This window comes from Halomonas sp. HNIBRBA4712, from assembly GCF_043558675.1.
In the GTDB taxonomy this organism is placed as follows: Bacteria; Pseudomonadota; Gammaproteobacteria; order Pseudomonadales; family Halomonadaceae; genus Vreelandella.
In genome coordinates this window covers 16,298-38,456 of the sequence record NZ_JBIFXR010000012.1, presented here as the reverse complement: position 1 = coordinate 38,456, position 22,159 = coordinate 16,298, and the positions used below count along the sequence as shown (strand labels likewise).

General features: G+C 62.6%; 11 protein-coding genes. 7 read left to right on the top strand and 4 right to left on the bottom strand.

What is annotated here, in order from left to right:
• Nucleotides 1–16 precede the first annotated feature (16 nt).
• The 7 genes from ACGK9R_RS16710 (at nt 17) to ACGK9R_RS16680 (ending at nt 11,355) form a co-directional block, all read left to right on the top strand.
• Nucleotides 17–1,441 carry a hypothetical protein gene (locus ACGK9R_RS16710; protein WP_394583382.1) on the top strand — a complete coding sequence of 475 codons (1,425 nt, stop codon included), beginning with the start codon at nt 17–19 and terminating at the stop codon, nt 1,439–1,441.
• A gap of 98 nt (nt 1,442–1,539) precedes the next feature.
• Nucleotides 1,540–3,804, top strand: coding sequence for a glycosyltransferase family 2 protein (locus ACGK9R_RS16705; protein ID WP_394583380.1), 2,265 nt, complete (start codon nt 1,540–1,542; stop codon nt 3,802–3,804).
• 170 nt (nt 3,805–3,974) lie between these two features.
• The gene (locus tag ACGK9R_RS16700; protein WP_394583378.1) at nt 3,975–4,862 is read left to right on the top strand and encodes a glycosyltransferase family 1 protein; all 888 of its coding nucleotides are present in this window, start codon (nt 3,975–3,977) and stop codon (nt 4,860–4,862) included.
• 696 nt (nt 4,863–5,558) lie between these two features.
• Nucleotides 5,559–7,148 carry a phosphoglucomutase (alpha-D-glucose-1,6-bisphosphate-dependent) gene (gene pgm, locus ACGK9R_RS16695; RefSeq protein WP_394583376.1) on the top strand — a complete coding sequence of 530 codons (1,590 nt, stop codon included), beginning with the start codon at nt 5,559–5,561 and terminating at the stop codon, nt 7,146–7,148.
• A 404-nt stretch (nt 7,149–7,552) separates the two neighbouring features.
• Nucleotides 7,553–9,226, top strand: a complete 1,674-nt coding sequence (gene pgi, locus ACGK9R_RS16690) for a glucose-6-phosphate isomerase (protein ID WP_394583374.1) — start codon at nt 7,553–7,555, stop codon at nt 9,224–9,226.
• A 45-nt stretch (nt 9,227–9,271) separates the two neighbouring features.
• Nucleotides 9,272–10,126 (top strand): UTP--glucose-1-phosphate uridylyltransferase, encoded by an 855-nt coding sequence (locus tag ACGK9R_RS16685; protein WP_394583372.1) that lies wholly within the window; start codon nt 9,272–9,274, stop codon nt 10,124–10,126.
• A 188-nt stretch (nt 10,127–10,314) separates the two neighbouring features.
• The gene (locus ACGK9R_RS16680; protein WP_394583370.1) at nt 10,315–11,355 is read left to right on the top strand and encodes a phytanoyl-CoA dioxygenase family protein; all 1,041 of its coding nucleotides are present in this window, start codon (nt 10,315–10,317) and stop codon (nt 11,353–11,355) included.
• On the opposite strand, the gene rfaH is transcribed toward ACGK9R_RS16680, so the two are convergent.
• Genes rfaH through ACGK9R_RS16660 form a run of 4 tightly spaced genes read right to left on the bottom strand, consistent with a single transcriptional unit; the run spans nt 11,352 to nt 22,149 of the window.
• Nucleotides 11,352–11,852, bottom strand: coding sequence for a transcription/translation regulatory transformer protein RfaH (rfaH, locus tag ACGK9R_RS16675; RefSeq protein WP_394583368.1), 501 nt, complete (start codon nt 11,850–11,852; stop codon nt 11,352–11,354). The genes ACGK9R_RS16680 and rfaH overlap by 4 nt on opposite strands.
• Nucleotides 11,853–11,867: 15 nt before the next feature.
• Nucleotides 11,868–13,202: an aminotransferase class I/II-fold pyridoxal phosphate-dependent enzyme gene (locus ACGK9R_RS16670; protein ID WP_394583366.1), complete on the bottom strand. Its 1,335-nt coding sequence runs from the start codon at nt 13,200–13,202 to the stop codon at nt 11,868–11,870.
• Entirely contained in the window at nt 13,199–20,545 is a 7,347-nt protein-coding gene (locus ACGK9R_RS16665; RefSeq protein ID WP_394583364.1) for a type I polyketide synthase, read from the bottom strand. The genes ACGK9R_RS16670 and ACGK9R_RS16665 overlap by 4 nt, the downstream gene beginning before the upstream one ends.
• Nucleotides 20,542–22,149: an LTA synthase family protein gene (locus ACGK9R_RS16660; RefSeq protein WP_394583362.1), complete on the bottom strand. Its 1,608-nt coding sequence runs from the start codon at nt 22,147–22,149 to the stop codon at nt 20,542–20,544. Before ACGK9R_RS16660 ends, ACGK9R_RS16665 begins: the two co-directional genes overlap by 4 nt.
• Nucleotides 22,150–22,159: the final 10 nt, after the last annotated feature.

The following is a 22,159-nucleotide window of genomic DNA, read 5'->3' as shown; positions in this document are numbered from 1 at the left end:
CACCGAAAAGGTCATTATGAATTTTGATAATATCAAGCAGGCCCAGCGTAGCCAGGAAAACTGGTGGCAACAGCTCATGGGGGGCTCTTCGAGTTCAAGGCCTTTAAGAGCCGAGCAGGCTGGCCTACAGTGGCATTTGGATTACCCCTCTCAGAATCGCCCGATCAAGCTAGCACCGGGCGGCATCGTGGTACTGGGTTGGGTGCTTTTACCTCCTTCACTCGGGGATTATATTGGCGCTGTCGAAGTGGTGGCGCGTTGGAGCGAGCCCTTCGAGGTGGCCCATCCTTTGAACGTTGAGCGTTCGGATGTCGTTGAGCGCGTTCTAGGCGCTAACGCCGATGATCACCCACAACGGCGCTGTGGATTTCGATTTACCATTCCCCATACCACAAAAGCTTTCGAACTAGAGCTTTTGATTCAAGGTGAACGACTAAGTCTCGAGCGCGTCATCATTGATTCAGATGCACCGGAAGGCGACCCCTTACCGCCGCTGAAAGTACTCGAAGGCAAAGAAGGTTGGCTCTTTCTCGATAACGACACCAACGGTAGCGTTGATCAGTACTGCGGCAATATGCGTTTGACAGAGAAAGGCGTTACACAGTGGCAGAGATATTTACAAGGTTTTGCATCACTCGCCTTGAAGCACCGGGCAAAAACGGCGCTTTTGATTTCACCCTCGAAAGAGAGTGTGATGGGGCCGTGTTATCACCCGATGAAAGAGGGTTTGAGCGGGCCCATTCATCAGTTGCTGGCGCTACCGGAAGCTAGTAGTTTCCTTTACCCGGTAGGTGCGCTCAGAGCTCTTGGTGATGATGCGTTCATTCGAACGGATAGTCATTGGACCTCCAGGGGTGCCATGGCGGCGGTGCAGGAGTTGGCAAAAGCGTTCGACTTCGATCAATCAGAGGTGGGCGCTACGTTTGCCGAGGATGAGTATCAAAGCCGTACTTTCCCTGGCGATTTAGGCAGCAAGTTTGACCCTGTGCGCACATGTACGACCGATGTGCTCTGTTCGTTCAGTTATCTCCAGCACCGCTACTTCGATAACGGCCTGCCGAACTTTGGCCGTTTGCTGCTCGTTACTTACCCCAATGCCCTGCGCGCGGCTACGTGCGTCATGTTTGGATCGTCTTCGAGCTACTTCATGCTCAACTACTTGAGCCGACTGTTCAGCCGTGTGGTATTCGTGCACACCGCGGGTAATCTGGATCCTGAGTTGATCGCGGCCATTAAACCTGAATATCTCGTGGTTCAAACCAATGCGCGGTTCGTGGTGCAGGTACCTAAAACCCGGCAGGCGTTGAGCGCACTGATCGAGGACAAGCGCGCTCGTTTGACACCCGCCGAACAGGAGCTTTTAACGAAACGCCAAGTGTCGGTGAATGAAAACGACTCGCTTATCGAAACGCTTGGCCTTTCGCCTTGGGTGTCACTTTGATCGAGTGGCGTCGGATGTCCCGTTTCGCTGGGGCTGGTAAGATACCGGCTTTTTGCTGGGCGGTGAACGCTATATGAAGAGCTACGAAGAAGAGTCCAATGGGCGCAAGTGAAAAGCGGTATCTGCATCATCGTACGCCTCAGCGCTTCACGCCCCTGCAGCAATTGAAACCCACTGAGCGCCTTGGTCAGTGGCAGGCCACCGGGAATGAGCCGCTTTTCAGGCTCGAAGGTCAGCTTCCTTGGGCGGGTTGGAACATGCTGGAAGTCGCCTGCGATCGCAATGTGAGCGGTATCGTGGCGGAGCTGAGCGTCGAAACGTCCAAGCGCGTACTGACCGTTGATTTCCCCATTCGGATGGGAAAAGTCACCAAGCGGCTGGTTTATATTCCCTGGGGCGTAAAAAGGGTGACGCTCAAACCCGTGCACACCGCGTGTACCTTCTCTTATAGCCATTTCCGGTTCGTTTGGTTGACCCCCGCGTTTGCCTATAACCGTTTGTTGCAGCGCTTGGTCAATAATCATCAGCACTATCGTGATTTGTCACCCTCCCAAGTGTTGCAAAGCCTCAAGCAGCAGGCGCGTAAGCAAAGCCGTAAATGGCAGTCGTTGGCTCGGGAAGATTACGACAGTACGTTTGTCAGCATGTCGACGCGGCGTCATTACCAGCAGTGGATCCGGCAGGTCGAACGGCGGCGCGCCCCGTATGAACACGAAATCGCCTCTTATCGGGATTTCGACTGTAGCGTCGTTGTGGCGCTGGGTAAGCAATCGATCGTAGGCGGCGACTCGCTGACCTCTCACGCTATGTTCGAAAGCCTCAAAGCCTTACTTTATCCTACGCTTGCGAGCCTGGCCGAGCAGTCGTTGTTTCCCCGAAAGGCATTGTTGCTGCTATCGCCCAGCCAGCATCGGCTTTTGCGCTCATGGCTCAATGAGTGGCAGCGAGAGCTTGCTTTTCTCGAGGTAGTTGAAAGCGACACCGGCTCTATCGCATCCCAGCGAGTTGAATCGACCACCCTGCTGAAAACTAGCTGGGTTTGGTTTTTACGCCCCGGCGACCGTTTGGCGAACAATGCGCTTTTTCATGTGGCGGGAATTGCGCAAGACAACCCGGAAGCGTGTGTACTGATCGCCGATGAAGATCGCTTGGATGAGCACGATGTGCGCCACTCGCCGCAGTTCAAGCCCGAGTATAATCCGGATTTTTTGTGTTCGATGCCGTACATGGGGCGTGCGGTGTGCTACCAGAGGGAGGTATTGGAACCACTTCTTTTGGAGGCCGATATCGAGCATGCCAATAATTCCGACTGGCTTGATTACGCGCAGCTCCTGGCGGTTTTGCGTCAGGAACGTTTTACGCCATGCTGGTTCGCCCATGTGCCACACATTGCCTATCACGGGGTGCATAGTGATCCCGAGACAAGCTATGTACCGCTGTTAGAGCGCCACTTTGCCTTGATAAGTGCGGAGGCCCGCATCAGCGAAGGCCTATTACCCGGCTCACAGCGCGTTCAGTGGCCCATGCCCGACCCCGAGCCGCTGGTCAGTTTGCTGGTACCCACGCGCGACGGCGTCGATATTCTGCGACCCTGCGTGGATGCGTTATTGGAGCGCACCGACTATACCCACTTCGAGCTGTTGATTCTGGATAACCAGAGTACCTGCACGGAGGCGCTCGCGTATCTGAAAGAGGTCGAAGCACGAGATTCGCGGGTGCGGGTGATTCATTACGATCATCCGTTCAACTACTCATCGATCAACAACTATGGCGCCGCCCAAGCCAGGGGCAGCATCATCGGGTTGATCAACAATGACGTGGAGCCTACCGAGGGTACTTGGCTGACCGAGATGGTCGAGCAGGTTTCGCGCCCGGAGATCGGCTGCGTAGGCGCCAAGCTCTACTACCCGAACGATACCGTGCAGCACGGCGGGGTCATTTTGGGGCTGGGCGGTATGGCCGGGCACTCGCACCGGTTCTTTCAGCGCGACGACGACGGCTACATGGGGCGCTTGAAAGTAACTCAGAATCTCTCGGCAGTCACCGCCGCTTGCTTGCTGTTGCGTAAGTCGGTATTCGATGAAGTGGGCGGGCTCAATGAGACTCACCTGGCCGTGGCTTATAACGATGTGGATCTCTGCATCAAGGTGCGCGAGGCGGGGTATCGTAACCTGTGGACGCCTTATGCGGCGCTTTACCATCACGAGTCGATCTCCCGCGGGGCGGACGACACGCCCGAAAAGCGCGCCCGGTGGCTCAAGGAATTCGATTACATGCGCCGCAGCTGGGGGCCGCTGCTGGATAGCGACCCGGCGTATAATCCGAACCTGACACTGGTACATGAGGATTTTTCGTTGAGGTGAGGTTTGTGAGTGGTGAATGGTGAGTGGTGAATAGTGAGTGGGTGGTGTTGAGTGATGGGGCGCGGCCGACGGAGGATATTTATTTTCTTTCGTCGGCCGCGCCCTTGCTCGAGGCGCGGGGGCATCGGGTTCGGCGTTTGGGGGCTTCGCGCGGCTCGATGGTAGGGCGGGTGCAGAGGCTGCGACATGCGGGGCTTCTGAAAAACCGGCGCCTTTTGCTTTGCCGCTCGCTGCCTGAGCCCTGGGTAGCGTGGTTGGAGCGCCATCGTGGCGAGCTTGGTTCGCTTTATTATCTGATCGATGACGATATCGGCGCCGCCGCCGAGGATGCTGCGTTGCCGGAGCGTTATCGCCAGCGCATGGCGGGCGTTGCCCGTTTGCAGCCGCGTTTGCTGGCGCTCAGTGATGCCGTGGTAGCCAGTAGTGGCCAATTGGCCGAGCGCTTTTCTCATTCGAACGTGCAGGTTTTGACACCGCCGCTGCTGGCGCCGCTTCCAGCGCTTGATCATCTTGCACAGCCTCCTTCATCGAACCATCCATGGCAAATCGGCTTTTACGGCACCCGCGCCCACTTGGCGGATCTTGAGCATATCGGCCCAGCCCTGGCGGCTGTTCAAAACGGGCGCAACGATACTCGCCTGGAAATTATGCTGGGGGAGTACACCCTTCAGGCTTTGGCGACGCTGCCACGAACCCACACCCCGACCCCTATGGCGTGGCCGGCGTTTCAGGCGTACCAGCGCCGCCAGCGAGTTCATATTGGCCTAGCGCCTTTGTGGCCTACCGCCTTCAATGCGGGTAAGTCCTTTATCAAGTTTCTGGATATTGCCGCCATGGGTGGGGTCGGGGTCTATTCCAATCGGTACCCGTATACCGAGGTGGTACACAACGGGGAGAATGGGCTGCTGGTGGGTGACGGCCCTGATCAGTGGCAGGCCGCGATCACCTGGCTTCTGGAGAACCCGGCCCACGCGGCGCGCATGGCCCACCAGGCGGCTGCGGATGCCCGCCGGATAGGGCGCTTTGAGCGCGCGGCCGAGTTCTGGAGAAACCTGTAGTTTTCGGCCTGGTCGCGGGAGCTAAAGCTTCTTTCCACTGGCTTGTTCGGAATAGGTGGTGAAATCAACCGGTCGCGAGCTAAAGCTGCCTCCCACAGCCTGAATCGGAGTGGGGTGGCGAGGCCAGCAGGTCGCTGGCTGAAGCCTGCTCCTACGGCGGTGTGGCCAATTAATGCTGCCCGCTTCCGTAGCAGCCCAATTCATTGGGCGATGGGCGCTGCCAAGCGCCCCGGAGGTGCCACTTGGCCGGGTCAAATCTTCGTACGTTAAAGTTGTCGTCTCCAGTGCAGGTTTGGCCGGTTGTGCCCACTCGGGCAGGTCGCTGGCTGAAGCCTGCTCCTACGGCGGTGTGGCCAATTAATGCTGCCCGCTCTCGTAGGAGCCCAATTCATTGGGCGATGGGCGCTGCCAAGCGCCCCGGAGGTGCCACTTGGCCGGGTCAAATCTTCGTGCGTTAAAGTTGTCGTCTCCAGTGCAGGTTTGGCCGGTTGTGCCCGCTCGGGCAGGTCGCTGGCTGAAGCCTGCTCCTACGGAGGTGTTGCCAGTTTTCGCAGGAGCCCAATTTATAAGGCAGCGTGGCGGGCTGGTGTTGCTCGCCAAAAGGGTCATGGCAAACGCGGGCGTTAGAGTTTTCTTCAACGTTTGTAGTAATATCCAGCCCACTGAATCACTTTGACCGATGGCAAGGAGGCGCCGGTGGACGCTCATCGCAACGCGTTTTACGAACAAACCCCGAACGGCGAGGTGGCCGCCGAGCGCGTGGCGTTTGGTACTTCGGGCCACCGCGGGCGCGCTATGGAGCGCACGTTCAATGCGGCTCACATCTGGGCGATCACCCAAGCAGTGGTGGATTACCGGGGCAAGGCGGGCTACAAGGGGCCGCTTTTTTTGGGGCTGGATACTCACGCGCTGTCTCGCCCGGCCTGGGAGTGTGCGCTGCAGGTGTTGGCTGCCAATAAAGTGGCGGTGCATATCGAGAAAGGGCAAGGCTATACGGCAACGCCTTTGGTTAGCCATGCGATTTTGCAGCACAACGCCAACTCCGATGTGCCCCGGGCGGATGGCTTGATCATCACGCCGTCGCACAATCCGCCGGAAGATGGCGGCATCAAGTACAATCCTTCCCACGGCGGCCCAGCGGATACCGACGCCACCGGCTGGATCGAGGCGCGTGCCAACGAGTATCTGGGCCGTATCGACGAGGTGGCGCGCGTATCGCTCGAAGAGGCGCTCGCGCACGCGACCGAGTTCGATTTTACCGAGCTGTATGTCTCCAACCTGCCCCAGGTCATCGATATCCAGGCGATCGAGAGAGCGGGGCTGATGCTGGGCGCCGACCCGATGGGCGGCACGGCCTTGCCGGTGTGGCAGGCGATCATGATGCGCTACGCGATCAGCGTCGAGGTGGTCAATGCCACGGTGGATGAGAGCTTCGCCTTCATGCCGCCGGATCACGACGGCAAGACGCGCATGGACTGCTCAAGCCCGGCGGCGATGGCGAACCTTTTGGAAATCAAGGACCGCTTCGATATCGCCTTCGGCAACGACCCGGACGCCGACCGCCACGGCATCGTCGATGCGAATGGCCTGATGAATCCTAACCATTTTCTTGCGGTATGCGTGGATTATCTCTTGAGCCACCGCCCGCACTGGCCGAGTAGCGGTGACGGCGCGCTCAAGATCGGCAAGACCCTAGTATCATCGTCGATGATCGACCGGGTGGTGGCCGCCCACGGCCGCGAGCTTTATGAAGTGCCGGTCGGGTTCAAGTGGTTCGTCGAAGGCCTTCACGAAGGCTATCTCGGCTTTGGCGGCGAGGAGAGCGCTGGCGCGAGCCTGCTCACGCGCGATGGCAAGCCCTGGTCGACGGACAAGGACGGCATCGTACTCTGCCTGCTGGCGGCGGAAATTCTGGCGGTCACGGGTAAAACGCCGAGCGCCTACTATCAGGAGCTGACCGAGCGCCTGGGCACGCCTCACTACAAGCGGGTCGATACCGCCTGCAGCGCTGAAGAGAAAGCCGCCTTCAAGAAGCTGAGCGCCGAGAGTATTACGGCGAAGACGTTGGCAGGGGATGCCATCACGGCGGTGCTGGTCAAGGCGCCGGGCAACGGTGCCGCGATTGGCGGCGTCAAAGTGACAACGGAAAGCGGCTGGTTCGCCGCGCGTCCCAGTGGCACCGAGTCGCTTTATAAGGTGTACGCCGAAAGCTTCAAGAGCGAAGCGCATCTGAACGAGCTGATCGAAAGCGCCCAGGCGCTTCTATCCGACGTACTTACGCCATGATGGCCCCGTGAATGTATCCATTTGGCGCCTCGATGCGCCAAACCGGTACACGCGCGTAATGCCGTTCAGTTAGGCTTGATTGGGATTGTGGGAGGGAGCTTCAGCTCGCGACGGGTGGCCAAGCCAAGGCATCTGACGGCGCCATTCGCCGAGCTGTCGGACCACCGAAGTGTCGGACCACGCTGAAGCGGCCTCCCACATGGGGGTTGTGGCCCGTAAATACCTTGACTGAACGGCATTAGTACACGCGCGCGTGATAAGGCAGCTCGAGCCGTTTGGCGCGCGTGATCAATTTACACCTACAGCTTTGTCATAAAAGAATAACGAGCCTTAACCCTTAACCCTGGCTCGATACTTGCTCTTCAAAAGGTGAAGGATTCACCCGGAAACTCAAGGACGACACCATGAACGCATCACTGCTTTCAAGCGCCGCGCGTGTCTATACCCCGCTCAATGCGCTCCACGCTCATGCCGAGCAAATCCAGGCCACCTCGCTTGCCGATTTACTCGGCGGCGACGATGAGGCCTCCCAAAAGCGCAGTCAGTCGCTGCGTTTTTCGCTTGAAGCAATCCACATCGATTTCAGCAAGCAGCGCGTCAGCGAGCGTACGCTTTCGCTTCTAACCGACTGGGCGCGCAGCTGCCGGTTGGAGGAGAAGCGCCGGGCGCTGTTTGCAGGCGCTCACGTCAATGCCTCTGAAAACCGCCCGGCGCTGCACATGGCGGCGCGCTGGCCTGAACAGGTAAACCCGCCGGAAGGAATGGAAGAGGCCGCCGCGTTCTGCCAGGCGCAGCGGGAAAAACTCGCTGACATGGTGCAGCGCCTGCACGAAGGCCAGTGGTTCGGCGCCACGGGGCAATCGATTACCGACGTGGTGCATATCGGCGTGGGTGGTTCGGATCTTGGCCCCAAACTGATCAGCGAAACCCTGGGCGCTCGCCCGAGCCAACAGCGCGTAGGCGTGCACTATGTCTCCAGCATGGACGGCGCCCAGCTTCTGCCGCTGATGGAGCGGCTCGATCCGGCTACTACGCTGCTGGTGCTGGCCTCCAAGTCTTTCACCACGGCGGATACCCGCTTCAACGTCAGAACGGCGCTTGCCTGGCTTTCCGAGGCGCTCGAGATCGATGTGGCCACGCTGTGTGGCTATCAGCTCGTGGGCGTTTCCACCCGCGCGGATAAAATGCGCGAGTTCGGCATTCCCGAGGCGCACCAGCTCGAGTTCAAGGAGTGGGTCGGCGGGCGCTTCTCGCTTTGGTCGCCGATTGGGGTGAGCGTGGCCATGCAGCTCGGCATGGAAACGTTCGACCGGCTGTTGGAAGGCGCTCACTCGGCCGACCGGCACTTTCTCGAGACCCCGCTCGAGGAGAATCTGCCGGTACTGATGGCGCTGATCGGCGCGTGGAACTCGCAGTTTCTCAGCATTCCGACTCACGCCGTGCTGCCCTACGATGCGCGCATGGAGAGCCTGCCGGCGTATCTTCAGCAGCTCGAGATGGAGTCCAACGGTAAAAGCGTGGGGCTCGATCAGAAGCTGGTGCCCCACGCCACCTGCCCGATCCTCTGGGGCGATGTCGGCCCCAACGCCCAGCACGCCTTCTACCAGCTGCTGCATCAGGGTAGTCATACGGTGAGCGCGGATTTCATCGCCGTGGCGACCCGCGAATATGGCTCGCAGGGGCCGCTTGGCGAGTCGTTGCGCGCTCAGGAGCACTTGACGCTGGCCAACTGCCTGGCGCAGTCGCAGCTTTTTGCACTGGGTGACGACGCTATTCCCGCCGTAGCTCGGGGGCAGATGGCCCAGGGCTATCGCGGTAACCAGCCCAATAGCGTGATTCTGCTGCGCACCCTGGATGCCTTCAACGTGGGCGCCTTGCTGGCGCTTTACGAGCACAAGGTGTTCGTACAGTCGGTGCTCTGGAACGTGAACCCGTTCGACCAGCCGGGCGTGGAGCTGGGCAAGACGCTGGCTAACAGCCTTTACCAAACGCTGGAAGGGGAGCCCGTAGACGCCCCCACCGTGTATGATCCCGGTACTGACGCGCTAGTAGAAAAAATACGCGCGTGGCGCCAGTAGCGCCGCGCCATGACACAGAATACTCGTTTGAAAAAGGATGCTTGAATGACTCAGGTCCGCAAGGCGATCATTCCGGTCGCGGGATTTGGTACGCGCCTTCTGCCCATCAGCAAGGCGATCCCCAAGGAGATGGTGCCGGTGGTCGATCGCCCGCTGATACAGCACGTGGTCGAAGAGGCGCTGGCCGCGGGCATTACCGAAATCGTTCTGGTGACGCGCACGGGAAAATCGGCCATCGAGGATCACTTCGACGCCCACTTCGAACTCGAGCATTCGCTTGCCAGTAAAGGCAAGGATGCGCTACTCGAAACGCTTTCCGCCATCGCGCCGCCCAAGCTCAAGATCACCAGCGTGCGTCAGGCCAACGCCAAGGGGTTGGGCCACGCCATTCACTGCGCCGCGCATTTGCTCGATGACGGTGAGCCCTTCGCGGTCATTTTGCCGGACGTGCTGGTCAAGCCCCAGGTCGAAAGCCAAACGTGTGATTTGGGCAAGATGGTCGAGCGCTGGAACGCCAACGGCGCCTCGCAAATCATGGTCGAGGCCGTGCCCCAGGAAGAGGTCTACCGCTACGGCATCGTCGACTGCGATGAGCCCCAGGCCGGGGAGAGCGCCGATATGCGCGGCGTGGTCGAAAAGCCCAAGCCGGAAGAGGCGCCGTCGCGGCTGTCGGTGATCGGGCGCTACGTATTGCCGTACCGCATCATGGAGCTTCTCGAAGACCAGGCGCCGGGTGCCGGCAACGAAATCCAGCTCACCGACGCCATCGACCGCCTGATGCAGGAAGGCCAGAGCGTCCAGGCGTTTCGCATGCATGGCCGCACCTTCGACTGCGGCCACATCGAAGGCTGGCTGCAGGCCAATACGACCCTGGCGCGCGAAGCCGGGTTTGAGATTTGAGCCGCCGCCAAGAGGTCGCGAGCTGAAGCTCCCTCCCACAAACACCCCTCATTGGCTGTTTCGGGGTGGGTGCTGAATCCCCCCGGTCGCTGACTGAAGCCTGCTCCTACAGGGCCAAAGTGGGGGATTTACCCTGATTGGGCGGTGTGACTAAATGTGCCGGTAAATGGATACGAAAGGAAACGGCGATGAAAGCGTTAGGGCGATACCTGGTGTGGGGCGGCGAGGTGGTGACGGGGGCGAAGTCCTTCAAGGCCAATCCGGTGCTGGGAAGTGTTCGGCTCAATCGCCTGGGGCTTCACGTTGCGCGTGTCTGGTCCGGGTACTGGATCACACGGCTGCGCATGGCGCTGCTGGCCCCCGGCGTGCCCACAGCGGATCGCCGGCAGTTCAACGAGCAGGGGTTCGTGCTCAAGGAGAACTACCTGCCCGAGGCGCAGTTCAAGGCATTGGTCGCAGCCGTTGCGCGCTTCGATGGCGAAATTCGCGAGTGCTGCCAGGGCGATGCGCGCACGCACCGTATATTGCTCACGCCGGAGGTATTGAACGCGCTGCCGGAAGCAAAAGCAGTGCTCGATGACCCGGCGCTCAAGCGGCTGTTTCGCTACTGCAGCGGGCACGCGCGCCTGCCGATCTGCCATATCGAGAACGTGCTCAACGATCTGACCGAGCCCGGCACCCGGCGCGACCCGCAGAAAAACCTGCACATCGACACCTTCCAGCCAACCATGAAGTTCTGGCTCTACCTCGAGGAGGTGAGTGAGGAAAACGGCCCCTTCGTGTTCGTACCCGGTTCAACGCGGCCTACCCGGGAGCGTTTGAAGTGGGAGTACGCCATGAGCCTCCAGGCAAGCCGCCATGCGGATCACTACACCGCCAGCGGCTCGTTTCGCGTGAGCGCCGAGGACGCGGCGCGGCTGGGCACCGAGGGCCCTCGCGCTTTTTGCGTCAAGGGCAATACGCTGCTGATCGCCAATACGTTCGGCATTCACGCCCGGGGCGAGGCGGCGCCGGGCAGCTCGCGGCTGGCGCTTTGGGGCATGAGCCGTACCAATCCTTTCCTGCCGCTACCCGGTCTGGGCTTTGGCTACTTCAACCGTTTGCAGTACCGCGTGCTCACGCGCATGCGCCAGCGCGACGATGAGAGAGCGGCCGCTCGTGGCACGCTCTCCTCGTGGCACCGTATCGAGCAGACGCGCATCGTAGATGAGCCCCCTGAATCGAACTAGTCCGACTTCTCGAGACTGTTCATATCGATCTCGATATGCTGCGGGCGCTGGAGCATGGTGAGCAGTACGATCGCTCGTTCTTCACCCTTGCAGCGCTGAAAGACCGCCTCGAGACTCTTGAAGGGGCCGTCGCTGATGGTGACTTTCTCGCCGGCGCTGAAGTAGGTGTGGCTCCCTTCCTGGCGGTGCGGCTGTGCGGTCAGGCTCTCGATGAGTTCATCGGGAACGTAAACGGGCTTGTCGCCGAACGTCAGGAGTTTGAGCACTCCCCGGGTGGAGCGGATCGGGCGCCAGTTGCTGTCGATGCGATCGAGCCTGATGAACAGGTAGTAGGGGAACAGCGGCTCGATCACGCTGGTCAGCTTGCCGCGCCGCTTGCGTTTGGCCTCGAGCACCGGGTGGAACACCTCGAAGTCCTGGTTGGCCAAATGCTCGGCGGCGCGAAACGATTCCCCCCCCTTGCACTGAATGACGTACCAATGGGGTCGGTAGGGCATGAGATCTCCTTCGGGCTAGGCGTGGGTACCTTGCGTCATCAAGGCCGCCAGCGCGTCGAGGGTTTGATCGATCTGCTCGGTGGTATGCTCGCAGGAGAGGAAAAACCGCAGCCGCGCGCTTTTTTCCGGCACGGCGGGGTAGAGAATCGGCTGCACGTTGATCCCCTGTTCGAACAGGGCGTGCGACAGCTTTGCCGCTTTGGGCGAGCTACCCACGATGATCGGCACCACCGCCGAGCCGATGCCGTGGCCGATATCCATGCCCAGTGCTCGTGCGCGATCGAGCAAATAGCGTGCGTTCTCCTGAAGCCTTGCTACGCGCTCGGGCTCCTGTGGCATCAGCTCGAGCACCTTGAGTGACGGCGCGGCGACCTGGGCAGGCATGCCTACGCTGTAGAGAAACCCCGGCGCGAAGTAGCGCAGCATTTCCACCAGCGCACGGCTCCCGGCAATGTAGCCGCCGCAGCCGGAAAGCGTCTTGCTCATGGTGCCCATCCAGATATCCACATCGGTGGGGTCGATCGCGAAGTGTTCGGCAAGCCCCAGCCCCGTTTTGCCCATTACCCCGAACGAGTGCGCCTCGTCCACCATCAGCCAGACCTGATGACGCTTTTTGAGTTCGATGAAAAGTGGCAAGTCCGGGATATCGCCATCCATGCTGTAGAGGCCTTCGATCACCACGATCACGCGCTCGAACTGGCCGCGATGACGCTCGAGTAACGCATCGAGCGCCTCCGGGTCGTTGTGGCTGAACCCCATGCGCTTGGCGCCGGAGAGCTGCGCCCCCACGAGCGAGCTGTTGTGAATGTACTCGTCGTGCACGACCAGGTCGCGCGGGCCGAGCAGGTAGCCAAGCGTCGAGACGTTGGTGGCGTGACCGCTGACAAAGGCGACCGCGTCTTCCACGCCGTAGGTGGCAGCAATCGCGGCTTCGAGCTCGCCATGAATCGGCCGCTCGCCGGAGACCACGCGGCTGGCCGAGACCGAGGTACCGTAGTGCGCCGCGGCATCGGCGGCGGCTTTCACCACGCGAGGGTCGCCGGCGTAGCCAAGGTAGTTATAGCTGGCAAAATTGATGCACTCGCGCCCGTCGATCACGCTGGTGGCGCCGGCCAGGCCTTCGTGCACTTTGAAGAAAGGGTCTACCAATCCCAATTGCTGGGCGCCTGCGCGCATCATGGCAAGCTGCTGGGCGCCCGGGTGTTCCTCGAAACGGGTAAAGCGCTCGGGTACGGCCCTGGGGCGCTCACCTGCCTGCCCGGTGGGGGCAGGCGCCTGGGCGCGGGCGCTGGGGCGGCTTCGCGCCTTTTCCAGCAGCTGGCGTTTCAAATCGGCACGCTTTTGGGTCATGGTGTCTCGTCGGCTGAAGTGGAAACGCTCGCCTCACTAAGCTCGCTTGCCCCGTGACGAGCGGCCAGAGAGGCTAGCGCATCCTGGGGCGACGCTTCAACGTCCTCTTCCTGGGCGAGTTTCTTGATCAGCACGCCGGAAAGCTTCGAAAGCGTCGAGGCTTCGCTCAGGACCATGACCGGTACCTGCACACCCAGCCGGTTTTCGATCGCGGTCATCAGCTCCACGCCCATCAAGGAGTCGAAGCCCATGTCGTACACCGAGCGGTTGATGTCGATCTTCTCCTCGTCGATCAACAGGATGCTGGCAAGCTCGGCGCGTAGAAGCTCGGTCACCGTCTGCTGAAGCTCCTCGGGTGAAAGCTCCGCCAGCAGCGCGCTGATATCGCCGTCGCTGTCAGCGTGGCCGTCGTCGTCGCTTTGGCGCGCTAGTTCCCTGAAACGCGGCGCCTCGGCGGTGGGGAGAAAACGCGCCAGCGCCCCCCACTCGAGTTCGAGCACGCCAAGGCTCGAGGCGTTCGACACCAGCATCTGTTCGAGCACCTTGAGCGCATCATCGGAGCGTAGCGCCGAGCCGCCCAGGCGCTCCTGCAGCGCGTCGCGGGTGCGGGTATTACGGGCCAGAAAGCCGACGTCTTCGATCGCGCCCCAGCGCACGCAGGTGGCGGGAAGCCCGTTCTGGCGGCGGCGCTCGGCAAGGGCCTCGAGCCAGTGGTTGGCGGCCACGTAGTTGGCCTGGCCGGGGTTTCCAAAGAGCGTCGTCGCCGAAGAGTAGAGCACGAAGAAGTCAAGCGCCCTGTCGCGGGTCAGCGCATCCAGGTGGCGCGCGCCTTCGATCTTGGGCGCCAGCACGCTCTGGATGCGCTGCGCGTCCAGGTTACGGATCAGGCCATCGTCAATCACCGTGGCGGCGTGAACGACCCCCTTGAGCGGGCCCAGTTCGGCGCGGGCGCGCTCGAAAATTGCCTCGAGCGCGGCGCGGTCGGTCACATCGCAGGCCGCCGCTAGTACGGCAACGCCCTGGTTTTCGAAGGCTCGAACCGCCTCGCGCGCCTCATCGGAGGCGGCGCCGCTGCGGCTGACCAGGATCAGCTGACGCGCGCCCTTGTCGACCAGCCACTGGGCGGTTTTCAATCCGAAGCCGCCAAGCCCCCCGGTTACCAGGTAGCTGGCCTCAGACGAGAGCGCGAGCGTATCGCTACCCAACGCTTCGCGGGCGGGCGGGGCGATGGGGGCGTCGTAAGTGACGACCACCTTGCCGATCTGGCGCGCCTGCTGCATGTAGCGGAAAGCGTCGATTACCTGGCTGTGGCTGAACGCGATGAAGGGCAGCGGGCTCAGGGTGCCATCGTTGAACAGCGCCATCATCTCGCCGAACAGCCGCTGGGTCAGCGCCGGCTGGACCTTCATCAGCTGGTCCGAGTCGATGCCGAAGTAGCTCAGGTTGTTACGGAACGGGCGCAGGCCGACTTGAGTATTTTCGTAGAAATCGCGCTTGCCAAGCTCGAGAAAACGCCCGAACGGGCGCAGCGCGCGCAGGTTCTGGTTGATCGCTTCACCGGCCAGCGAATTGAGTACTACGTCCACGCCTTCGCCGCCGGTATCGTGAAGAATCTCCTCGGCGAAGGTGAGCGAACGGGAGTCGTAGATGTGCGCAACGTTCATCAAGCGCAGGAAATCCCGCTTCTCTTCAGAGCCCACAGTGGCGTAGATCTCGGCGCCCATCCACTGGGCGATCTGCAGCGCAGCAATGCCTACGCCGCCGGCGGCGCCGTGAATCAGCACTTTTTCGCCGGGCTCCAACCGCGCCAGGTGTTTCAGCGCGTAGTAGACGGTGAAAAATGTCGTGGGAATGGTCGCCGCCGCCGCGAAGCTCACGCCTTCCGGCAGCGGCGCTACGGCGTGCTGGCTTGCGATCAGGCGGTCGCTGAAGCTGGCGGGGCCAAAGCCGACCACGGCCTGGCCGGGCGTCAGGTGTTCGACGCGTTCACCCACAGCCACGACCTCGCCGGAGAACTCCAGCCCTAGCGTCGGCCCGGCAAAGCCGTTTTCGATCGCCTCGTCGGAGAGAAGCCCCAGCGTGTACATGACGTCGCGGAAGTTGAGGCCGGTGGCGCGAACGCGCACCTCGACCTCGTTGGCACCCAGCGCTTCAAGCGCCCGCGGGCGCCACTGCAGCTGGCGCAGCTGGCCGGGCAGGGCGAAGCCGAGCGTCATAGCCTGGCGCGGCGCCGGTTCTTGAGCATCGCTCTGATGCGGCGCCGAGCGGGTACGAAGCCGTGTGGCCAAGCGCGCGCCCGTTTCACGAATGACCAGCTCGCTTTCGCTATCCGACGCGGCCAGCGACTGCGCAAGCGTTGCCAGCGCCTCGGCACTGCAAGGCTCGGGCAAATCGACCAGCGTGACCGCGTGGCCTACTGCCTCGTTGGCGAGCGAACGGCCAAAGCCCCAGAGCGCGGCGTCAAAAGAGCCCGACTCGGTCAGCGCGTCGAAGCCGTGGGTCACCAGCCAGAGCGTGGGCGCAGCGCCCGCGCTTTCGAGTCCGCTCTCCTCCAGCGCCAGGGACCACTGTTGAGCGCGCGCGCAGCGCGCGGTTTGCTCAGCCGTAGACGTACCGCCGAGGCCGCGCAGATCGACGACGTTGAGCGGGCCGGTGCCAGCGAGTTCGTTTTCAAGCCCCGCTTCGAGCAGTTGGCCGGGCGCGTCAGCGCCCTGTCGATGAAGGGCTCGGTCGCCCAGCGCCTCGACCAGGCGGGCAGCCAGTTCCTGCGTGGCAGCGTCGCTGATCACCAGATGATAGGGCGCCGTGGCTGACGGCTCGGTATCGGCGACGCTTTCGTCGACCGCCGTGGCGTGGAGCAGGTAGGCGCCGCCTTCCGCTTCTTCCAGCGCGATGGGCGGCGCTACCTCGAAGCCCTGCACATTCAACCACTGGATCAGCTGCGCCTGCTCCAGCGGCGCCTGGTCAAGGCCAGGTGTGGCCAGCACGTCGTCGAGCCAACGGCTGGGGCTAACGCCGACCAGCAGCAGCTGCGCGCCGGGGGCCAGGTGTCCGGGCAGCGCCTCGATCAGCGCGCGGGTGCGCTCGGCGCTGGTGACATCCACGCTGACGAAAGCGAGCTGCGCCCGCTCGGCAAGTGCGGTGGGCGCCCGGCTTTCATCGAGACCGGCCACATCGATCAGCGGGAAGCGCTCCTGAAGCTGAAGCGCCTGGTGGCGGGCGGTGTCCGAGGCAGTCAGCGCGCGGTAGTGGTAGCGATCCGCCGCGCTGTCGGTCAATGATTCGAGCAGACGTTGACCCAGCGCCGGGGCACAGGCGCCGGCTTCCAGCAGGGTCAGGCGCTGGCCTTCGGGCAGGACGGTGAGCGCGTCGCCGAGCAGCGTTTGCAGGCGCTCGGCCAGCGCGTTCCAGCCGTTTTCGCCGATCAGCACACGGTTGAGGTCAGCGAGCTGATCAAAGGTGATCGCCAGCGTCGAAAGGTCCTTCTCGCCGCTTGCCAGTGCTTCCCGGTGAAGCCCCAGCCGCCCGACCAGGTGAATGGGGGCGAAGTAGTCCGGGTAGTCCTGAACCAGCAGCTGCCAGATGGCATCGAAGGTCGGTGCCTCGGGGTCGGTCTGATCGGGTGAGTCGGTCAAGGCTTCGCACAGGCTATCCAGCAGCGGGGCGACCTCGCGAGCGTAGCGCTCGCCGGTGGCCTGGGCGAAGTGGCTGCCGATATCCGCCAGCGCGGTCAGAGCACCCGGGGCGAGCGTGACATCGGCGCTCAGCGGCGCCGGGGTCAGGGCGACATCGACATAGCTCAGCGCGTGGTGGCGCGCGCGCTTCAAGCGGATCGCCTTGAAGCGGGTCTCGCTGAGTACCGCCACTGCTCGACCTTCGGCATCATAAAGCTCGAAGTCGGCGGTGAAGGAGTGGGGCGCGCGCTTGGTCATCACCGCCCGCGCCAGCGCCGGGGCACCGGCGTTCAGGTCGACCTGAACGCGGCCGACGCGCACCGGCACGAAGGCGAGCCCTGCGTCGAAGCCGCGGTGGTGGGCCAGAAGCGGTATGAACATTTGAAACGCGCTGTCGACGATACCGGGGTGGAGCGTGAACGCCGCGCGCTGGGTTTCGATGACGTCATCGAGTTCGATTTCACCCAGTACCGTGTCGCCGTCGAGCCAGCCGCGTTTGATCGCCTGGAACGCCGGGCCGTAGTGAAGCCCGATCGCGTCGGCCAGAGCCAGGTGCTCGGCGAGCTCGAAATCCGGCGCGCGGGAAGGGCGCGCTGGCGCTATGCGCTCGAGTAGAAAGCCGCGGGTTTCACGCAGGGTGCGCGCCACGGCGTTGAGCTGCCACTCGCCTTCGCTCAAGGGCTCGCGGGAGTGAATCGTGATCTGTCCGCTTTCCGGGTTCAGGGTCGAGCGCGCAATGCGCCCGTTGGTGCCATCCAGCAGCAGCGGCGCGCGAATCTCGAACTCCTCGATATCCAGACACGACCCTTCCTGGTGCGCCGTACTCGCGGCCAGGCCCAGCTCGATGAAGCCGGCGCCGGGGAACACCGCGCCTTCGCCGACCACGTGATCGCCAAGCCAGGGCGTGCGTTTGGTGTCGAGCTGACTCTCCCAGGTGTTGGCCTGCTGCGCCAGCCGGTAGCCCAAAAGCGGGTGCTCGTAATAGCGCGATAAAAGCCCTTGGCCCTCGCTGGTGCCGGGCACCCAGTAGCGGGTGCGCTGCCAGGCGTAGCGGGGAAGTGATACGCGCGCGCCCTCGACCGGGAAGAAGCGCCGGGTATCGAGCTCGAGCCCGCTTAGCAGCAGTTGGCCAAGGCTTTTTGCAAGACTCTCGGCGCCGGGCTTGTGGCGCTCGATGGTGCCGATCACGAGCCCCTGGCGCTGGCGGTGACGCAGCGATTCGTTCAAATAGCGGCGCAGAATCGGATGTGCGCCGATCTCGACGAACACGTTGTGGCCCTGCTCGATGAGCGTCGATGCGGCGCTTTCGAACAGCACCGGCTCGCGAATGTTGAGCCACCAGTAGTGGGCGTCCAGCCGGGTGCCGTCGCAAAGCGCGCCGGTCACGGTGGAGTAGTAGGGGATCAAACCAGGGCGAGGCGTGATATCGCCAAGTGCCTCGATCACACCCGCCTGGATGCTGTCCATCGCCGGGCTATGAAAGGCGTAGTCGAGCGGCAGCCGCTTGGCGAAGATATCCTCGGCGGCCAGGCGTGCCTCCAGCGCGCCGAGCTGGTCGGCGTCGCCGGCCAGGGTGATGCCTTTGGGGCTGTTGACCCCGGCCAGGCTCACGCGGTCGAACTCAGGCGCTGCGAGCCAGGATGCGATCTCGTCGGCGCTGATCGCCGCGGCGGTCATTTCACCCAAGCCCCGTGTCTTGCCCTGATAGAAGCTGCGGTAGTAGATGACCTTGACCGCGTCTTCCAGGCTCAGCACGCCCGCCGCCCAAGCGGCAGCGACTTCACCCACGCTATGGCCGAACACCGCCGCTGGCGTAATGCCTTGCGCCGCGAACCAGCGGGTCAGCGCCACCTGTAGGGCAAAGAGCGCCGGCTGGGCGATTTCGGTACGCTCGAAGCGGCTTTCTGAACCGGCCTCGATGTTGTCACCCGCCAGTTCGCGGCGCAGCGAAAACCCGCCCAGCGCCTCGAACAAGGCATCGACCTCGTCGATCGCCGCGCTGAACGTGGGCTCGTCGAGCAGATCCTTGCCCATGGTTTCCCACTGGCAGCCGTTGCCATCGAAGACGAACACCGGCCCCTGGGCGGCATCCAGGCGTTCGAGCTTGATCGCCCCGCTGGTGTCGCCTTTCGCCAGCGCTTCGAGTGCGCGGGTGGCATCAACGGCGGTACGGGCAAAGCAGAGCGCACCGGCGCGGTGGTGTTCGCGGTGGTGAAACAGCGTATGGGCGATATCGTAAAAGCCCCGGGCGCTGGTGTCGGTGTCCGGGTCTTTTAAATGGCGGGCCAGGTTGTCGGCGTTGGCCAGCAGCGCCTCTTCGCTTTTGCCACTGACGCGAAGAGGCAGCGGCGCATCGCCCGGTGCGTCGGCGCCGTGCGATGCGTGGGTCGCGGATGCCGGGGCACTTTCGAGAATCACGTGGGCGTTGGCGCCACCAAAGCCGAAGGAGTTGATGCCGATCACCAGCCGGCCTTCAGGCTTCAGCTTGTGCGCCTTTTGCACCACGCTCAGGTTCCACTCATCGAACTTGATGTTGGGGTTGAGCTTGCGAATGCCGATCGTGGCCGGCACCTCCCGGTGCTTAAGGCTGTAGAGCGCCTTGGCGAGCCCGGCAGCGCCGGAGGCGGTTTCCAAATGGCCCAGATTGCTCTTGATCGAGCCGATGGGCAGCGGCGTTTGCCGATGCTGGCCGAGTGCCTCGCCGATGGCGCGGGTTTCGATCGGATCGCCCACCGAGGTACCGGTGCCGTGGGCTTCCAGATAGTCGATCTCGTCCGGGCTGATGCCCGCCTGTTCGTAGGCGCGCTTCATCAGCGCGATCTGGGCGCTGGGATTGGGCACGGTAATGCCGGATTTGTAGCCGTCGGTATTGACTGCCGAGCCCGCCACCACGGCGAGAATCGGGTCGCCGTCGGCCACGGCCTGCTCGTACTCCTTCAGGAAGAATAGCCCCGCGCCTTCGGAGCGCACGTAGCCGTTGCCGGCTTCGTCGAAGACCTGACAGCGCCCGGTGGGCGAGAGCATGCTCGCCTTGGAGAAGATGATGAAGCCGTAAGGGTGCAGGTGCAGGCTGATGCCGCCGGCCAGCGCCATGCTGGTTTCGCCGCTTCTGATCGCCTGACAGGCTTGATGGAAGGCTACCATCGACGAGGAGCAGGCGGTATCGAGCGACATGCTCGGCCCGTGAAGGTCGAACACGTAGGAGAGCCGGTTGGAGGCGATGCTCGAGGTGTTGCCGGTGGCGGTGGAGGCGTTGATCGCCGCCATGTCGTCGGCCATGCGGTAGGAGTAATCCAGACTCGCCACGCCCAGAAACACGCCGCAGTCGCTTCCGCGCAGCGTCGACGCCTTGATACCGGCGCTTTCGATACTCTCCCAGGCAAGCTCCAGCAGCATGCGCTGCTGCGGGTCCATGTTGGCCGCCTCACGCGGGGAGATACCGAAAAAGTCGGCATCGAAGCCGCTGATATCGCCAAGGCTGCCCGCGGCGAAGGTCACGCTGGTGCCGGGGTGGCGCTTGTCCGGGTGCTGGTAGGCATCCAGGCTCCAGCGGTCGCTCGCCACCTGGGTGACCAGGTCCTTTTCAGCCTGCAGATTTTGCCAGAACGTTTCAGGGGTCGTGCCGGGGAAACGATGGGCGGCGCCAATGATGGCAACGCGTTTACTCATTCTTGCTCCTGCGGTTCTGGGGCTGCCTTGATCCATTCGCCATGGGGTTCGCCTCCCAACGCTCGGTTGAACAGCGCGACACCCAGCGTCTGCGCCTTGAGCGCTTCGGGCGTGGCCTCTCCATGATCCTCACTCTCGGTGGACCATATCATGTAGGGTGTCTGGCCGTCCGGGTCGCCGTAATGCGCGTACGCCTCGGGCAGGATGGGCACGTGGTCGCCGTAAAACGCCAAAAGCCCCGGGCGCGATGCACCTGTCAGCGAGCGCTTGAGCGCGTCGATCATCCTGTCCGCTTCGCCAAGATGCTTCAAGTAGACGGCCAGATCGCGCAGATGCCTGGGCAGCGGCCAGTGTGCACTGGGCAACAGGGCGCTGGCGCTTGCCTGGTCCGGGGCTTCGAGGTGTAGCGGCCCGTGATTTTCCATGGTGATGACGAAGACAAATAGCGGCCTATTATCGTCATCTTCGAGCAGACGTCCAACCTTTCGTGCCACGGCCAGGTCGCTCGTGTATTGGCCGTGCCTCAGCTCGGCGGGGAAGTCGTCGATATCGATGAACGTTTCGAAGCCGAGGTTGGGCATGACCCGGTCGCGCTTGTAAAAGCGCGCGTTGTAAGGGTGCACGCACACGGTGCGATAGCCCCGCGCCTGGAACGCCGACGCAAGGCTCGGGAGCCCCTGGCGGGCGAGCGTATGGTAGGGGTTGAACTGGCGCGCCCCCCAGGCACCTGGGGCAAGTCCGGTCAGCACGGCGCACTCGGTGCGCACGGTATTGGCTCCCCAGGCGGGCACCTCGAGCGCGCCTTTCTGTACGGCCTGGGCCCGGGTCTCATCGAAGTGGGCAAGCGCGCTTTGGGGAATATCGTCACACCAGGGCCTTGGGTCGAAAAACGACTCCGACTGCACCAGCACCACGTGGGGTAAAGGCGTGGCTTGAAGACGGGCGCCGGGCGTTGGCGCCTGGGCGGTCAATGGCTCGAAGGGGGAGTCGCTGGCCTTTGGCGGCGTCGAGCGATAAAGGGCCACGCCGTAACGCCAAAGGCTTGTGAACAGCCCCAACCGATGCAGGTCGGCGGCGGGCTCGAAGGTGGCGCGTGGGCTTTTTCCAAGCCCCACCGCTACCAGCAGCGCGCCCAGGGCCGCGCACCCCGCCAGTGGGCCGATATACGCGGCGCCAAAGCGGCCCGCCAAGGAGGGCTCGAAGTAGAAAAAGCCGCCGATGGCGAGCGCGCCAGCACTGCTTGCCGCCACGGCAAGCCCAATGCCGAAAAACGGTACGTAGAGGCGCGGATGAAGAATCGCGTCCCAGAAGTACTCGAAGTCGTGGCAGATGAAGGGCTCTTTCAGGGTCGATGATTTGGTGTTACTCGACTGGACCACCACCAGCGTCAGTGACAGCACGAACACCAGCGCAAACCAGGGCCGCTGAAGCACCAGGGTAAACAGCGCGAACAGCAGGCACCAACTGCCGATATGCACCGCGACGCTCGCCGGCGAGCGTCGATGAAAAGGGGCGGGCCTCGGGCGTAGCCCGGCTTCCAGCAGCGCGCTCGCGACCAGACCGATCAGAAAGGGCGCCATTAGCGCAAGCGTTACACTCTGCACGGCTGATTCC

Excerpts from the sequence above, each read along its gene's own strand:
- ACGK9R_RS16665 (WP_394583364.1), bottom strand. The coding sequence starts at position 20,545 with ATGAGTAAACGCGTTGCCATCATTGGCGCCGCCCATCGTTTCCCCGGC.
- ACGK9R_RS16710 (WP_394583382.1), top strand. The coding sequence starts at position 17 with ATGAATTTTGATAATATCAAGCAGGCCCAGCGTAGCCAGGAAAACTGG.
- ACGK9R_RS16680 (WP_394583370.1), top strand. The coding sequence starts at position 10,315 with ATGAAAGCGTTAGGGCGATACCTGGTGTGGGGCGGCGAGGTGGTGACG.
- rfaH (WP_394583368.1), bottom strand. The coding sequence starts at position 11,852 with ATGCCCTACCGACCCCATTGGTACGTCATTCAGTGCAAGGGGGGGGAA.
- ACGK9R_RS16670 (WP_394583366.1), bottom strand. The coding sequence starts at position 13,202 with ATGACCCAAAAGCGTGCCGATTTGAAACGCCAGCTGCTGGAAAAGGCG.
- ACGK9R_RS16705 (WP_394583380.1), top strand. The coding sequence starts at position 1,540 with ATGGGCGCAAGTGAAAAGCGGTATCTGCATCATCGTACGCCTCAGCGC.
- pgi (WP_394583374.1), top strand. The coding sequence starts at position 7,553 with ATGAACGCATCACTGCTTTCAAGCGCCGCGCGTGTCTATACCCCGCTC.
- ACGK9R_RS16685 (WP_394583372.1), top strand. The coding sequence starts at position 9,272 with ATGACTCAGGTCCGCAAGGCGATCATTCCGGTCGCGGGATTTGGTACG.